The sequence below is a fragment of the Paraburkholderia madseniana genome (assembly GCF_009690905.1).
Classification (GTDB): Bacteria; Pseudomonadota; Gammaproteobacteria; order Burkholderiales; family Burkholderiaceae; genus Paraburkholderia; species Paraburkholderia madseniana.
In genome coordinates this window covers 38,801-53,688 of sequence record NZ_VOSW01000019.1, presented here as the reverse complement: position 1 = coordinate 53,688, position 14,888 = coordinate 38,801, and the positions used below count along the sequence as shown (strand labels likewise).

Annotated in this window: 15 protein-coding genes and 3 tRNA genes; 9 read left to right on the top strand and 9 right to left on the bottom strand. The window is 60.5% G+C overall.

What is annotated here, in order from left to right; all coding sequences use genetic code 11:
- Positions 1-4 precede the first annotated feature (4 nt).
- A tRNA-Thr gene (locus tag FSO04_RS12275) sits at positions 5-80 on the top strand.
- Between the two features lie 540 nt (positions 81-620).
- Here FSO04_RS12275 and FSO04_RS12270 read toward each other — a convergent pair.
- A complete protein-coding gene (locus FSO04_RS12270; protein WP_199203024.1) occupies positions 621-1,532 on the bottom strand; it encodes a LysR family transcriptional regulator in 912 nt (303 codons plus the stop codon).
- A 128-nt stretch (positions 1,533-1,660) separates the two neighbouring features.
- Between FSO04_RS12270 and FSO04_RS48270 the strand changes: the two genes are divergently transcribed.
- The 4 genes from FSO04_RS48270 to FSO04_RS12260 all read left to right on the top strand — a co-directional run bounded on the left by FSO04_RS48270 (position 1,661) and on the right by FSO04_RS12260 (position 4,343).
- Positions 1,661-2,230 (top strand): aldo/keto reductase, encoded by a 570-nt coding sequence (locus tag FSO04_RS48270; RefSeq protein WP_267905027.1) that lies wholly within the window; start codon positions 1,661-1,663, stop codon positions 2,228-2,230.
- The gene (locus FSO04_RS48265; RefSeq protein ID WP_267905026.1) at positions 2,209-2,775 is read left to right on the top strand and encodes an aldo/keto reductase; all 567 of its coding nucleotides are present in this window, start codon (positions 2,209-2,211) and stop codon (positions 2,773-2,775) included. The genes FSO04_RS48270 and FSO04_RS48265 overlap by 22 nt, the downstream gene beginning before the upstream one ends.
- A gap of 510 nt (positions 2,776-3,285) precedes the next feature.
- Positions 3,286-3,435, top strand: a complete 150-nt coding sequence (locus tag FSO04_RS46320) for a hypothetical protein (protein ID WP_028200145.1) — start codon at positions 3,286-3,288, stop codon at positions 3,433-3,435.
- Between the two features lie 311 nt (positions 3,436-3,746).
- The gene (locus FSO04_RS12260) at positions 3,747-4,343 is read left to right on the top strand and encodes a chorismate mutase (RefSeq protein ID WP_154559934.1); all 597 of its coding nucleotides are present in this window, start codon (positions 3,747-3,749) and stop codon (positions 4,341-4,343) included.
- A 103-nt stretch (positions 4,344-4,446) separates the two neighbouring features.
- Here FSO04_RS12260 and FSO04_RS12255 read toward each other — a convergent pair whose 3' ends face one another.
- Both FSO04_RS12255 and FSO04_RS12250 read right to left on the bottom strand, forming a co-directional pair.
- Positions 4,447-5,601 carry an exonuclease domain-containing protein gene (locus FSO04_RS12255; RefSeq protein ID WP_154559933.1) on the bottom strand — a complete coding sequence of 385 codons (1,155 nt, stop codon included), beginning with the start codon at positions 5,599-5,601 and terminating at the stop codon, positions 4,447-4,449.
- A 351-nt stretch (positions 5,602-5,952) separates the two neighbouring features.
- On the bottom strand, positions 5,953-6,156 hold the full coding sequence (locus tag FSO04_RS12250; RefSeq protein ID WP_054037310.1) for a cold-shock protein: 204 nt from the start codon (positions 6,154-6,156) through the stop codon (positions 5,953-5,955).
- Positions 6,157-6,600: 444 nt separating this feature from the next.
- On the opposite strand from FSO04_RS12250, the gene FSO04_RS12245 reads away from it, so the two are divergent.
- Entirely contained in the window at positions 6,601-6,849 is a 249-nt protein-coding gene (locus tag FSO04_RS12245; protein ID WP_154559932.1) for a hypothetical protein, read from the top strand.
- 531 nt (positions 6,850-7,380) lie between these two features.
- On the top strand, positions 7,381-8,511 hold the full coding sequence (locus FSO04_RS12240) for a porin (protein WP_154559931.1): 1,131 nt from the start codon (positions 7,381-7,383) through the stop codon (positions 8,509-8,511).
- Positions 8,512-8,562: 51 nt separating this feature from the next.
- On the opposite strand, the gene greB is transcribed toward FSO04_RS12240, so the two are convergent.
- Positions 8,563-9,141 (bottom strand): transcription elongation factor GreB, encoded by a 579-nt coding sequence (gene greB / locus FSO04_RS12235; protein WP_154559930.1) that lies wholly within the window; start codon positions 9,139-9,141, stop codon positions 8,563-8,565.
- Positions 9,142-9,261: 120 nt separating this feature from the next.
- Here greB and FSO04_RS12230 point away from each other — a divergent pair.
- A tRNA-Arg gene (locus FSO04_RS12230) sits at positions 9,262-9,338 on the top strand.
- Positions 9,339-9,427: 89 nt separating this feature from the next.
- A tRNA-Arg gene (locus FSO04_RS12225) sits at positions 9,428-9,504 on the top strand.
- Between the two features lie 105 nt (positions 9,505-9,609).
- Here FSO04_RS12225 and FSO04_RS12220 read toward each other — a convergent pair.
- From FSO04_RS12220 to FSO04_RS12200, 5 genes are all read right to left on the bottom strand, one after another.
- A complete protein-coding gene (locus tag FSO04_RS12220; protein WP_154559929.1) occupies positions 9,610-10,098 on the bottom strand; it encodes a phage protein NinX family protein in 489 nt (162 codons plus the stop codon).
- Between the two features lie 132 nt (positions 10,099-10,230).
- The gene (locus tag FSO04_RS12215; protein WP_154559928.1) at positions 10,231-12,585 is read right to left on the bottom strand and encodes a RelA/SpoT family protein; all 2,355 of its coding nucleotides are present in this window, start codon (positions 12,583-12,585) and stop codon (positions 10,231-10,233) included.
- Positions 12,586-12,676: 91 nt separating this feature from the next.
- The gene (rpoZ, locus tag FSO04_RS12210; RefSeq protein ID WP_006025620.1) at positions 12,677-12,880 is read right to left on the bottom strand and encodes a DNA-directed RNA polymerase subunit omega; all 204 of its coding nucleotides are present in this window, start codon (positions 12,878-12,880) and stop codon (positions 12,677-12,679) included.
- Positions 12,881-13,020: 140 nt separating this feature from the next.
- Positions 13,021-13,701: a guanylate kinase gene (gene gmk / locus FSO04_RS12205; RefSeq protein WP_154559927.1), complete on the bottom strand. Its 681-nt coding sequence runs from the start codon at positions 13,699-13,701 to the stop codon at positions 13,021-13,023.
- A gap of 18 nt (positions 13,702-13,719) precedes the next feature.
- Positions 13,720-14,643: a YicC/YloC family endoribonuclease gene (locus tag FSO04_RS12200; protein ID WP_154559926.1), complete on the bottom strand. Its 924-nt coding sequence runs from the start codon at positions 14,641-14,643 to the stop codon at positions 13,720-13,722.
- Positions 14,644-14,888 lie beyond the last annotated feature (245 nt).

Here is a 14,888-nt window from a genome sequence, read left to right as displayed (position 1 = left end):
TGATGCCGGAATAGCTCAGACGGTAGAGCAGCGCATTCGTAATGCGAAGGTCGGGGGTTCGATTCCTCTTTCCGGCACCACAAGATTCAAGCAAAAAGCCCAGTCCTCGTGACTGGGCTTTTTGCTTTCTGGTGCCGGTTTTCAACGCGGCTCCCGCTTCAACCGACCGTCACAACGATCAACGGTAGCGCCCCTTAAGCCGCCAAAATCCAATCGATCGCTTCGCGCGGTCACGCCGAGATTGCGAACGACGACCGCATCTTCAACAATCACGTTCTCAGCCGGCTTCGTGCCATATGCCAACACGGCTTCCTGCGGCGCCGACGAAAACCACAAGGTCCGGCCAGCGCACTCGATACCGACCTGACGTCCTTTCCAGTAGACAGCGTTTTCCATGGCGAACTCTCTGAAGGGCGAAGACAGCCATCTTCCGCGCCGGTGCCGGCGCTTCCGTTATCCACCGCACCCTGTGCCGCAGATAGCCGCTTCAATGATAGTCGGCGGCACGATCGAGGCGAACGACAAACCAACGGCAGTTGCAGACACCACCCGGGGAGAGCCGCACGGCATCCTGTCCGACGCAACGATTCACAGCCTGAAGCTGCAGCAACACGCGAGGTCTATCGGACTTCGCGCTTCTCCCGGAGGAAATCGATCAGCGCGCGCAGCTTGAACGGCATTTGCGCGCGGCTCGCCGTGTACAGATAAAAGCCCGGAAAGCTCGGACACCACCCGTCCAGCACGCGGACCAGGCGGCCGTCTTCGAGTTGCTCGTTCACGTAGTCGTCGATCACGTGGAGGAGGCCCACTCCCTGCTCCGCCGCCCGCACCATCGTGTACAGATCGTTGGTGACGAGACTCCCGCGTGTCTCGACTTCGAACACACGCGACGGATCGTCAGGCTGCGCGAACTCCCATCGATAGATGCCGCCGCTGGTCGAGAAGCGGTAGCGCAGGCAATCGTGAGCGGCGAGATCGGATGGCGTCGCCGGCGCCGGATAGCGCTCGAAATAGGCCGGTGAGCCGGCTACGACAATGCGGATCTCGCCGCCCAAGGGTACCGCCACCATGTCCTGCGCGATCCGTTCGCCGAGCCGGATTCCCGCGTCGAAACCTTCGCCGACCAAGTCAGCGAAACCATCGTCGAGTGTCAGATCAAGACGGATCTGCGGATAGCGACGCGTGAACTCGGCCAGATGCGGCAACACCAGCAGCTCGCTCGCGACTCTCGGCAAATTGATGCGCAGCGTGCCGGCGGGCTGCTCGCGAGTTTCATCGAGCGCCTCGAAGGCCGCCTCCAGTTCACCCAGCGCAGGCAGCACGCGCGCGAGAAACTGCGCGCCAGCTTCCGTCAGGGCAACACGCCGGGTGGTCCGGTTGAACAGGCGCACATTCAGTTGAGTCTCAAGCGAACGAATGCTTTGCGACAACGCCGATGCCGTCACGCCGGTTTCCGCAGCCGCGTGCGTGAAACTGCCGTGGCGCGCCACGCTCGCGAATGCCATCAACGCCGGCAACTGGGCTGGGTCCATCGCGATCTCCATTATTAAGCCAGACTTCACAATCCTTGCAGACGGACGGCATTTTTCCAAGCAAAGAATCGGCGCACGATAACGCCATCGATTCAACGCTTCCCGCCTCACCGCTCAAGGAGACTGATATGACGATGGACCGCTACACCCTGCTCGGCCGCTCGGGCCTTCGCGTGAGCCCGATCGCACTCGGCACGATGACCTTCGGCACCGAATGGGGCTGGGGCGCCGACGAACAAGCGGCGCAACGCCTGTTCGATCTGTACGTGGATGCCGGCGGCAACTTCGTCGACACCGCGGACCTGTACACCGAAGGCACCAGTGAGAAATGGCTCGGCAAATTCGTCGCGGCGCGCGGTCTGCGCGACCGGCTCGTGATCGCCACCAAGTACGGCTACAACGCCGAGACCGGCAATCCGAACGCGGGCGGCAACCATCGCAAGAATCTGCTGCGCGCGCTCGACGGCTCGCTCAAGCGTCTGGGCACCGACTACATCGACCTGTATTACCTGCACACATGGGATCGCGTCACGCCGGTGGACGAAGTAATGCGCGCGATGGACGACGCCGTGCGCGCAGGCAAGATCCGTTACGTCGGCCTGTCGGATACGCCCGCGTGGTTCGCGGGCGGGCGCAGACGCTTGCCGACTGGCGCGGCTTCGAACCGGTCGCGGCGATGCAACTCGAATACTCGATGATCGAGCGCAACGCCGAAAACGAGTTCGCCGATCTCGCCGCCAATCTGGGCATGGGGCTCGTGCCGTGGAGTCCGCTGGGTATGGGCGTGTTGTCGGGCAAATACCGTCCTTCGCAAGGCGGAGCGGCGAGCGCTGTTTCCGGCGACGGGCGCCTTGCGAGCATGGCCAGCGCGCCGCCGCCGGGATTCGACAAGCTGACCGAGCGCAACTTCCGCATCGTCGCGGAACTGGAGGCCGTCGCGAATCTGGCGGAGCGGCCGATGGCGCAAGTTGCGCTGAACTGGCTGCATCACAAGCGCGGCGTGTCGAGCATCATTGTCGGCGCAACCCGGCCCGAGCAGCTGCAGGAATCGCTCGGCTCGCTCGATTTCACGCTCGCGCCGGAATTGATCGCGCGTCTCGACGCCGTCTCGGAACCGGCCCGTCCATTCCCGTACTACATGTTTGCCGACGGTCATCAGGCGCGGATTCATGGCCAGGTCGAAGTCGCCGATAAACCTGCGGCCTACTCCGCGCCCGTGACAATTCCGGCGCCGAACGCGTAAAAATCGTCCACAGCGAGCGCCGCGCTTCGTCTGGAGCGCGGCGCTTTTTATTTGCAAAAAATATTCAGGAAAGTATTCCTGTTCGTCAACGAAGTCGCGCAATCGTTCGTTTACAAACAATTAGGGGGCTGAATGAGCGCGCTGAACCAATCGGTAATAAACGAACGTTCGGACTAACGCGGAGAAAATCCTTCCGATGCGGCAGCGCACAAAAATCGCCGCGATTTGTTCATATCAACGGGTACGAACAGGCTGTTGCTGTGACGCAACAGAGATAATGCGCGGAAGGCGCATGGGGCAAGGCTGGGAAGGGAATGGCGAAGATATCGGACTGTTTTTGATTGGCTGCTGCAAATTCAGTTCTGCGCAGTCAACCGATAAATTCTATTCAAACATTCCGTTCCAATGTAAGGCTGTACCGTTAAAGCAACACACAACATGTGAGCCGCATCGGACACTGGTGCAAAACGGGGACCGAGGCAGATAATCGGTTTGTAAAGGAGAGAGATCATGGATGCCAAACCACCGAAGATTCCGACCCCGGATAAAGTTTTTAGCCCGGATCCGGAACCCGCTGGCGTCGAGTTTCTGGGTGCCGAACTGCCTGAGCACGTTCGCGCATTTTTCGACGAACAACGTAAGTCGTGCGACTCGAAGTAAGTGTGCGGTGGCGCGATGCAGCATCAGCGTCCGCGCGTCCGGCGCGCGGCGAAAGTTGCTACGTGCCCCTACGATTGTCGTTTGCCGCTTTCGCGACGCGGGTTACGCCTGCTTGATTGTGACGCCCGGCTGATTTCGCCCGGCGCACTGAGAGCGCTCGTCTCTGTCTCTGTCTCTGTCTCTGATAGGCGCCTAGGGCGCCTTTAAATATCCCGGCAGCTTGTTTTCAGTCGTTCAGCGCGCCCGCTTGATCCGCGCATCGTCTATTCTTCTGTTTTTTCTTCCGCGGCCACCGGCCACTCCCGCCTTCCATGAATCGCTCGTATCGCTTTGGAGCGTCATGCGCGCTCGCGTTGTTCACGGCGCTTGCGCTCGCGCCCGCCCCTGCCGTCGCGGATGGCGACGACACCGCTCTCACCAACCTGATTGCACTGGCTTCGCAGCGCCTCGCGCTCGCGGAACCCGTTGCGCGCTGGAAGTGGGCGAACCACCAGGCGATTACGGATACACCGCGCGAGAATGCGTTGCTCGCCGACGTCGAAAAGCGCGCCGTCGCAGCGAACGTCGATCCAGCGTTTGCGCGCGCCTTCTTCCAGGATCAGATCGACGCCAGTAAGGAAGTGCAAAACGCGCTGTTTGACACCTGGCGCAGCACGCGGCCGCCCGAAGGCCCTGCGCCCGACCTTGCCACCAGCACGAGGCCGGAGTTGGACCGGCTGACGCAGTCGCTCGTGGCCGGACTCGCACGGGTGCAACCGCTGCGCACAGCGCAGGATTGTCCGTCGCGCGTGGCGCAATCGCTTGCTAACTGGAAATCACTGACGCGCTATGACTCGGCCCATTCGAGCGCGTTGACGCGCGCTCTCGGTCATGTGTGCGAAGCGGGTGGAGTCGGTGCGACGGGATGATCGGTTGGTGCGGTCGAACGGAGTCTGAGACTCCGATCGGTCCAACGCTCTCAGGTGCGGATTGAACCCGCCCTGATGAGCGGGTTGTCGCACGAAACTCGCGTTAAGCCAGACTCGGCACAGGCGTGCCGCTCGAGACGCTCAAGGGCATCACGCGCAAGCCGCGCGCCAGATGGCTTTGCAGAAGACGATAGGTCGACAGTTCGAACGGTCCACCCTCGCTCGAAGCATGCAGCGCGGCCGCCTGGGCGAGCGAAGGCGCATGCCCAAGGTAACGCCACCGGTCGACGACATGAAAGGCACGCGCGTGCGACGCTTCTTCACGCTCCTCAAACACGATCGGACCTTCGAACGGCCACGGCGCATCCACGGGATCGCTCTTCAAGACGCGCGGCACCCGGTTATGGCCGGGACGCAGCGTCGCGATCCATTGCGCCTCCGCGAGCATGGCGCCCAGCTCGCCACCGGTCGCGAGCCACTCGACACGCCGTACTTGTTGCGCGAGCCTCACGTCCTTCGACGACCGCCGCTCCCCCGTCAAGTGAGAACGCAGCCGCTGACGCACACGCACGCTTCGCCCAACATAGAGCGGCAGGTCGCCTTCTCCATAGAACGCGTAGACACCGCATCCGGCTGGCGCCGTGTCGAGCAGATCTTCGGTGATGTCGCCTGCAAGCCGGTAGCGCCGCGTAGTTCGCTCGATCTGCGCCTGCAAAACGTCCGGTGGCACGAGACCGCCATGCAGACGTTGCCAGAACTGCCAGATCAGATCGGCGTCCGCAAGTGCGCGGTGACGATCGGACGGGACGAGACCATGACGCTCCACCAATGCATCGAGCCCATGGCGCTTTTCCGCCGGAAACAACGCGCGTGACAGGCGCACGGTACACAACACATCCGGATCGAACGCTAGTCCGGCCCGGCGAAACTCCCCACGCAGAAAACCGCGATCGAAACTGGCGTTGTGCGCGACGAACAGTTTGCCGTTCAGGCGCTCGAACAATGCCGGCGCAATGACGTCGAAAGTAGGCGCGCCTCGCACCATCGCATTCGTGATGCCGGTGAGCTGCTGAATGAAGGAAGGAATCGGTTGCTGAGGGTCGACCAGGCTGCTCCAACGCGACACGCCGGCCGGTCCTATTTCAACCACGCCGACTTCGGTAATGCGATGCTCACTGGTCGAGCCGCCGGTGGTTTCAAGGTCGACGAAGACGATTGGCACATCTAGGGCCGGTTGCGGCAGAAACTGTTCAGACATGGAAAGGGATACTTTGGACGCGTGGCTTTGCGGCAAGTATGCACCAGTTAGCCGCCGCGCACCCAGCCAGTATTGCTTTGCCCTTGTCGCCGTGCGGCACAAAGACTGGATTCCGGCACGACCTGCGATTCGCTCATAAAGCTGTTAATTATTATATTTCTATGATGTCGATTTTAGATTCCAGGGCTCAATTTTACGCCCCCGATCTTCTCCAGATTAATTCGAACCAGGTAGTTAATCGTTTATGCCGCGATGATAATAACGAATGCCCATAAAAAAGCCTTCGCGTCGTGCGAAGGCTTTCCGGCGATCAGGCTGCCCGGCGACATACGCGGAGCAGCGCGGTGCGGCTTACAGCGGTTGAATGTTCGCCGCTTGCTTGCCCTTCGGGCCGGCCTTGACCTCGAAGGAGACGCGCTGGCTTTCCTTCAACGACTTGAAGCCTTCGGTGCGGATCTCCGAAAAGTGCGCGAACAGGTCTTCGCCACCCGAATCCGATGTAATGAAGCCAAAGCCCTTAGCATCGTTGAACCATTTGACGATACCAGTTTCCATATTCCAGTTTCCCTCGAGGATTTATCAAAATCGGGGCATTGCCCTCAAACTGCATTTCATGGCCATTTCATCTGCGATCGGGCATTTCTGAAGCCTTCGGCACTTTCATATCTGGCAATTGAAATTCAGCTTTGCTGTTATACGGGGAACGAAGAAACAACGTCAAGCGAATTTTTCATATTCACTTAGCATGCGGCGCGATAAGTCAATGCCAAATGAATCGACGAATTCCGACCGCATATTCAGCGAAAACAGAATCGCTTTTCACGTCAATATTACTCACTCGATATCGGGCACAACCGATATCGGAAAAAAATTCGGCATACCCACGAAAACATGTAACAGAAGATGTTTTTAGTAAGTGTTTGTCCGAGTTGTTGCGCCGCACTCATGCCAGCATCATGGAAATCAGTAGCGCGAAGTAATGCGCGTCAGGAGATTGCCATGCTGTTCAATGAATTCCGTCGCTTCATCGCCTGGTTCACCCAATCCCACGCAAAGACAGTTCCCTCGCAATCCGAGCCGGTCGCTCCATCACCCTCGGCCTTCGAGGTCGATCCCATGTGGCATGGGGATCACTGGCAAAATCTGCTCTCGTCCCCCATGGATGCACGCCGCTATGTGATGGAAGACTGGAGCGTCTCGGTGACAACCGACTGGAGTGATGTGGACGGTGCTGCGCCGGCGCACTGACTAACGTCCGCGAATCCGCAACCGGAAGGCAAAAAAAAAGCGCGACTGGGAAGTCGCGCCGACAAAGGTTTGGAGATCTTTTTCGTCAACGAAAAAGTCTGCTTCGGAAAGCAGAGATTTCAGTATAACGGCTTAGTCGAGATCGATTATTCGCATAATCGACAACCATCTATTGCTATAGCGACAACAATCCTTTTTTACGATTTATCGCGTTGTTTTTTTGCATCGATTACTGTAGCGAATGTGCAACGCAATTCAGTTGACTCACCTCTCACGCCCCCCTCAATAGCGCTGCAAGCCTTTATCAGCAAGGCTTAAACGCTATTCGCCTATCGTTTCATATCCAGTAATACTTTATTGTGGAAATCGGAACATCCGCTTTGCGAGCGTCTCTCTACACTCTGCGTAACCGGAAACCGGCGCGCGTGGCGTACAGCGCGCTTCTCATGCGGATTTCGCCTCTCGCAGCGCCCGCGTGATGGTCTCCTTAAGCCTGGGTTCAACGCCCACTCTAGCTCTCGGAGTTACAAGATGAAAAAGACTCTCATGGTCGCGGCCCTCACGGGCGTTTTTGCAACGGCAGCACATGCCCAGAGCAGCGTCACGCTGTATGGCTTGATCGATGCCGGCATCACCTATACCAATAACCAGCACGGCCACAGCAATTGGCAAGAAACCAGCGGTTCAGTGAACGGCAGCCGTTGGGGCTTGCGTGGCTCTGAAGACCTCGGTGGCGGTCTCAAGGCCATCTTCACGTTGGAAAACGGTTTCGGCATCAACAACGGCACGCTGAAGCAAGGTGGCCGTGAATTCGGCCGTCAAGCGTTCGTCGGCCTGTCGAGCGACCAGTTCGGCGCCGTGACCCTCGGTCGTCAATACGACAGCATGGTGGACTACGTCGGCCCGCTGTCCCTGACGGGCACGCAATACGGCGGCACGCAGTTCGCCCACCCGTTCGATAACGACAACCTGAACAACTCGTTCCGCGTCAACAACTCGGTCAAGTACACCAGCGTGAACTACGGCGGCTTCAAGGGCGGCGCCATGTACGGCTTCTCGAACCAGGCTGGCGGATTTGCGAACAACCGCGCATACAGCGTTGGTGGAACGTATAACTGGGGTGGCCTGAACGTCGCAGCTGCGTTCATGCAGTTGAACGGCAGCGGCACGGCGAATACCGGCGGCGCAGTGTCGGACGACTTCACGTTCGGAGCAAAGCGTCAGCAAACCTGGGGGGCAGGCGCGAACTACACGTTCGGCCCGGCAACGGCTGGCCTCCTGTACACGCAAACCAACCTGACCGGCCTGACCAGCATCAGCTCAGCTGCAGGGGGTACCTCGGCTGCCGTCTCCCTGCCGAGCAACAGCGCTCACTTCCAGAACTTCGAAGTGAACGGCCGCTATGCCCTCACGCCGGCAGTGAGCGTGGCGGGTTCGTACACCTACACGCGCGCCAGCCTGAACGGTGTGCGCCCGAACTACAACCAGTTCAACCTGCAAACGGACTACGCGCTGTCGAAGCGCACGGACGTGTACCTGCAGGGTGAGTATCAGCGCGTCAACGAAGGCTCGGGCCTGGTTGCAAACATCAATGGCCTGGGTGCGGCGTCGTCGACGAACAGCCAAGTCGCTGTGACCGCTGGTCTGCGTCACCGCTTCTAAAGCGGCCGGCAACATCCGCAGCATCGAAGGCGCCGTTCGCGGCGCCTTTTTTTATGCTGCACCGCCGCCGGTATCAGGCAGCGGATACTTGACGTCCAGGATGTCGATCGGCTGTGGGCCGGCGGGCGTGTACAAGGTCACCGTATCGCCAATTTTGGCCTTGAGCAGCGCTCGCGCGATCGGCGAGATCCAGCTCACGTGGCCGACATCCAGGTCGACCTCATCGACGCCAACAACCGTCAGCGTATGCACCTCGCCGTCTTCCGTCGCATATTCGACAGTCGCGCCGAAGAACACCTGATCGACGTTTTCCTGTTTGCTGCTGTCGACTATTTCAGCGATGTCGAGGCGCTTGGTCAGAAAGCGGATCCGCCGATCGATTTCTCGCAGACGGCGTTTGCCATAGATGTAGTCGCCGTTTTCCGAGCGGTCGCCGTTCGAGGCCGCCCACGACACCAGTCTGACCACCTCCGGCCGCTCGACATCGATCAGATGCAGCAGTTCGTCGCGCATCCGCCGGTAGCCGGCGGGCGTGATGTAGTTTTTCGTACCCGGGGGGATTTCGGGCTGGGCGACGTCGAGATCGTCGTCATTCTCTTCACTCGACTCTTTGACAAAGGCCTTGTTCATGATGGTCCGTTAACTGCAGCAAGCGACTGCCTATCAAGGGTACACGATCAGGGCAATGAGACAAATCGCAGTTACATGCTTCCCTTTTTGAAAACCTTTGCTATAATCTCGTTTCTGCGTGCGGCTGTAGCTCAGTTGGATAGAGTACTTGGCTACGAACCAAGGGGTCGTGGGTTCGAATCCTGCCAGCCGCACCACTTATTCGAGGGCCTCCCTCCGGGGAGGCCCTTACGTTTTACCGAGCCTCATTGCAGTATCATCGTATTTAGCGTCACCTGTTTAGCGTGCGGCTGTAGCTCAGTTGGATAGAGTACTTGGCTACGAACCAAGGGGTCGTGGGTTCGAATCCTGCCAGCCGCACCACCTATGAAGGGCCTTCCGATCGGAAGGCCCTTTGTTTTTTACGTGACCGGTTCTGCTCAACCGGTCCACTCTGCCAGGGCCCAGGCCTTGGCAGCGTCACCGCAGCTATCGCGGTATCGACTGAATATCACCGATCTGCCCATCGGGACTCGGCACATCCACGAACGAACTTTCCGCCGATTCCTCGCCGATCAGCGCCGCGCGCTCGCCAGTCACAGCCTGCGCCTGCCGCAATACCTCACCCACGCTATCGCCGAAACGGCTTTCAACAAACGCCCGCAGCAGCGCAACCCGTAACGAGTCTCCCCGCCCTTCCACGGTTCGATGGCCGCCCTCGAACTCAGCGATGCAATGTGCCGCGCCATGATCGGTCCGCTCACGCACCTCCAGCCGCTGCGCGCGCTCCAGCACCGCCGCGGCCGCTTCCCATGACGTGGACGGCGTAAAACGGCCATCCCACGGGCGGCCACGGTCATTGCCTCGGATCGAGACGGTTTCGCCGCTGTCGGTAAAGTAGATTTCGCGCACGAAGTCGTGCAGGCTGCGGGCCACCCAATAGTCGAGCGCCACGCCGGTGAGGTCAGCTACGTTCATAAGCGTTCTCCCTGAAGTTCCGGTGAGACTCGCTGGCGGGCAGGTGCGTTCAGATTCAAACGAAAGCCGCCTGAAGCCGCCCGAGGCGACCAGACGTCCAACGTGGTCGAGCAGACCCAGCCAGCCGTCAGATCAGTAATCCGCGCGCTCGCGGTCGATCCGCATCCCGCCGTCGTGACGGTGATGCCCTTCCTCGCTCGGCCGCTCGCGCGCAATACGCATCACGTCCGGATTCGTACGCACGCGGCGCATGACGTTGGCGAGATGGACGCGATCGCTGACCTGGATCACGAAACGCAGCACCGTGGATTCCTGCGACAGGTCTTCGTCCATCGCGATGTGGACGATGTTCGCATCCGCCGATGTGATGTCGGCCGCCACGCGGGCGAATACGCCCTTGGTGTTCTTGACCAGCACCTTCACCGCGACGTCGAACAGACGTCCCGGCTGCGGCGCCCACGCCACATCGATCCAGCGGCCCGGATCGCGCCGGTGGATACGCTGCGCGACGCGGCAGTCCGTGGTGTGGATCGCCATGCCGAGGCCGATGCCGATGTAGCCCATGATGTCGTCGCCCGGAATCGGACGGCAGCACGCGGACAGTTGCACCGACATGCCTTCTGTACCAGTGATCACGACCGGCGGCGCATGCGATGCTGTGCCGTCGCGCGAGCCGTCGTCGTCCGCATCGCGGCCGCTCATCAGCACTTCGATGCGCTTGGCCATGACTGCGGCAACACGGCGGCCAAGACCGATATCCGCGAAGATTTCCTGACGGTTCTTGTTGCCCGTCCACTGCACCAGCTTTTCCCACGCTTCAGGCGTGACGTCCGACAGCGCCAGCCCGTAGCCCTTCAGCGCCTGGTCGACGAGACGCTCGCCGAGCTGCACGGACTCGTTCAGACGCATGGTCTTCAGGTAGTGGCGGATCGCCGAACGCGCCTTGCCGGTGCGCACGAATCCAAGCCAGGCCGGATTCGGCTTCGAATAGGGCGCCGTAATGACTTCGACGATATCGCCGCTCTTCAGCTCGGTGCGCAGCGGCAGGAGTTCATTGTTGATCTTCACTGCGACGCACTGGTTGCCCAGATCGCTGTGGATCGAATACGCGAAATCGAGTGCGGTGGCGCCGCGCGGCAGTGCCATGATCTTCGACTTCGGCGTGAACACGTACACCGCATCCGGGAACAGATCGATCTTGACGTGCTCGAGGAATTCGCTCGAATCGCCCGCTTCGCTCTGAATGTCGAGCAGCGACTTGAGCCACTGGTGCGCGCGCTTTTGCACGTCGTTCAGATCCGCGCCGCCGTTCTTGTACAACCAGTGTGCGGCGACGCCCGCTTCGGCGATCTCGTGCATCTTGCGCGTGCGCACCTGAAACTCGATCGGCGCGCCAAACGGGCCGACCAGCGTGGTGTGCAGCGATTGATAGCCGTTCACCTTCGGGATCGCGATGTAATCCTTGAACTTGCCCGGCACCGGCTTGTAGAGCGCATGCAGCGCGCCGATGCAGGTGTAGCACTCCAGCGCACTTTCGACCACCACGCGGAAGCCGTACACGTCGAGCACCTGCGAGAACGACAACTGCTTGTCGCGCATCTTCTTATAGATACTGAAGATGGTTTTCTCGCGGCCGGTGACTTCGGCGTTGAGCTTCGCGTCGGCAATCGCGCGCTGCACCGACTCCAGAATCTTGCCAACCACTTCACGCCGGTTGCCGCGCGCGGCCTTGACGGCCTTTTCGAGCGTGGCGTAGCGATGCGGGTTGAAGTTCGCGAAGCTCAGGTCCTGCAGCTCGCGATAGGTATTGTTCAGGCCAAGCCGGTGGGCGATCGGCGCGTAGATGTCCAGCGTCTCACGCGCCACGCGGCGGCGCTTTTCATGCGGCACCGCACCCAGCGTGCGCATATTGTGCAGCCGGTCGGCGAGCTTGACCAGAATCACGCGGACGTCGCGCGCCATCGCGAGGAGCATCTTGCGGAAGTTTTCCGCCTGCGCCTCTTCGCGATTGCGAAACTCCATCTTGTCCAACTTCGACAAGCCGTCGACCAGTTCCGCGACCTTCGCGCCGAATCGCTCGGCGAGTTCGGCCTTGGTCACGCCCTGGTCTTCCATCACGTCATGCAGCAGCGCCGCCATGATCGACTGGGCGTCGAGATTCCAGCCGGCGCAGATTTCCGCGACGGCGACAGGATGGGTGATGTAGGGCTCGCCGCTCTGGCGATACTGACCAAGGTGGGCTTCGTCGCTGAAATGGAAAGCTGCCTTGATGTCCTTGATTTCTTCCGGCTGAAGATAGCCGGACAGAACGCCTGTCAGCTTGGCAATCGAAACGACGTCATGCCGGCGCGGTTGCTCCGGTGTGGCGGTCGGCCCGAACAGATGGCGAAACGACTGTTCGAGGACCGCGTCGATGTACTTCCGTGCAGACGAGGGAGAATCGGCGTCGTGTTCCACTTCCGTGGCGGTGGGCGGGGTAGCACTCAATTTCGCCTCCGTAGCGGTTAGGGTTGGACGCCGGTCTGTACGTTGATGCAATTACATGGCAACTGGGCAATCGAAAACGGAAGCGTGCGCCTTAAACAGGCACCTTCTTCAACATTTCGACGCCAACCTGGCCAGCTGCGATTTCGCGCAATGCGACGACCGTGGGCTTGTCGCGGCTTTCGATCTTCGGCGTGTGACCTTGTGCGAGCTGACGCGCGCGATAGGTCGCGGCAAGCGCGAGTTCGAAACGGTTCGGAATCTGTTTGAGGCAGTCTTCGACGGTAATGCGGGCCATGTTGGGTTCCTTCTTTCCAGAAAACGCTGGGCCGCCCCAAGTCTTCTTGTTGCCCTCGGGGGGCCGGCGCGAAGCGACGGGTCTGGGGGCGTTAATTGATGTTGCTTATTCTACCTTATGTGCTCAATATGCCGCCGCGTTCACGCGTGTGGCAGGTGAATGCCGAGTTGCACGAAAAGCTGCGTGTGACGCGCGTATTGCGAGGCGAAGCGCGAACGCGTCGCCGCCACGAGGCAGCGCAGTTCGCCGAGCGCGCGATCGAAGTTGTCGTTGATCACGACATACTCCGCTTCGGCCGCGTGCGCCATCTCGCTGCCGGCTGCGAGCAGACGGCGCGTGATCACGTTCGGCTCGTCCTGGCCGCGCTTTTTCAAACGCTCTTCGAGCGCATCGAGAGACGGCGGCAAGATGAAAATTTCAACGGCGTTGTGAAACTGTTTCTTTACCTGCTGCGCGCCTTGCCAGTCGATTTCGAGCAGCACGTCATGCCCGCTTTTCATCTGCTCTTCGATCCACACGCGCGAGGTCGCGTAGTAGTTACCGTGCACTTCCGCGCTTTCCAGAAACTCGCCGGCCGCGTGACGCGTCAGGAAATCGTCGACCTTCGTGAAGTGATAGTGCTCGCCGTCCTGTTCCTTCGGACGCGGCGGGCGCGTCGTGTACGAAATCGACAGACGGATCGCTTCGTCGCCGGCGAGCAGCGCGTTCACGAGCGTCGACTTGCCCGCGCCCGAAGGCGCGACCACCATGAACAGGTTGCCGGGATAAGCACCGGCGTAAGGGTTGCGCGGTGCGCTGGTTTCGCGTGTGTGGTCGGTCATGTTATCGAGGCTCCTGCCTTACTCCAGATTCTGTACTTGCTCGCGCATCTGTTCGATGAGCAGCTTCAGGGTCATCGACGAATCGGCCAGTTCCTTCGCCGCCGCCTTCGAGCCGAGCGTGTTCGCTTCGCGATTCAGTTCCTGCATCATGAAGTCGAGCCGCTTGCCGACCTTGCCGCCCTTCTCGATCACGTGACGCGTTTCGTTCAGGTGAGCCGTGAGGCGCGACAGTTCTTCGGCGATGTCGATGCGGATGCCGTACATCGTCACTTCCTGGCGAATCCGTTCGTTGATTTCTTCGCGCGAGACGCTCGTTGCCGTCGTGTCGGGCGCGGCGATACCCAGCGCTTCCTGCAGACGTTCGACGATCTTCTGCTGATGCTTGGCGATCAACTCCGGCACGAGCGGCGTGATCTTCGTGACGATCGTTTCCATTTCAGTGACGTTGGCGAGCAGCACCGTTGCCAGTTGCGCGCCTTCGCGCGCACGCACGTCGATCAGATCGGTAATCGCCTGCTTGCCGCATGCGAGCACCGCATCGCGCAGCACGTCCGGCGCCACGCCGGTTTCGGCCAGCACCCCCGGCCAGCGCAGAATTTCTCCGGTGCGCAGGCGCCCTGCTTCCGGGAACGTCGACAACACCGTGCGCTCGAGCAGCGCGAGTTGCGTCAGCGCATCGCGATTGACCGAGCCCGCGTTAGCCGACTGTTCGCTGCGTTGCAGGTTGATACGGATGTCGACCTTGCCGCGCGAGAGCTTGTTCATCAGCATTTCGCGCAACGTCGGTTCGCAGACGCGCACGTCTTCCGGCATCCGGAAGTTCAGATCGAGAAAGCGCGAGTTCACCGTGCGCAGTTCGACCGATACGCTCACGCCGCCTGTGCCTGAGGCCGGGACGAGTTCGCGCGTGGCGCTCGCATAGCCAGTCATGCTGTAGATCATCGTATTTCTCGCGATTGTGGCCATGCGTTTGACGATGGCCGAAGAGTCGAATCGCCCGGCGTGTACGAGACGCGGGGCGGAGAATCCGCATTATCCCATTTTTACCGACGAGGCCCCTTCGTACGCGGGCGGCAGCCGGGTAACGCGCGCGCCGCCGCGCGCGAAGTGCTACCCCGCGCAAAGCCCCGGCACACGCGGGCGGCCGTGCGATCGACCGGCCGCGGCGCGCCCGGCCCGCTCGGGGG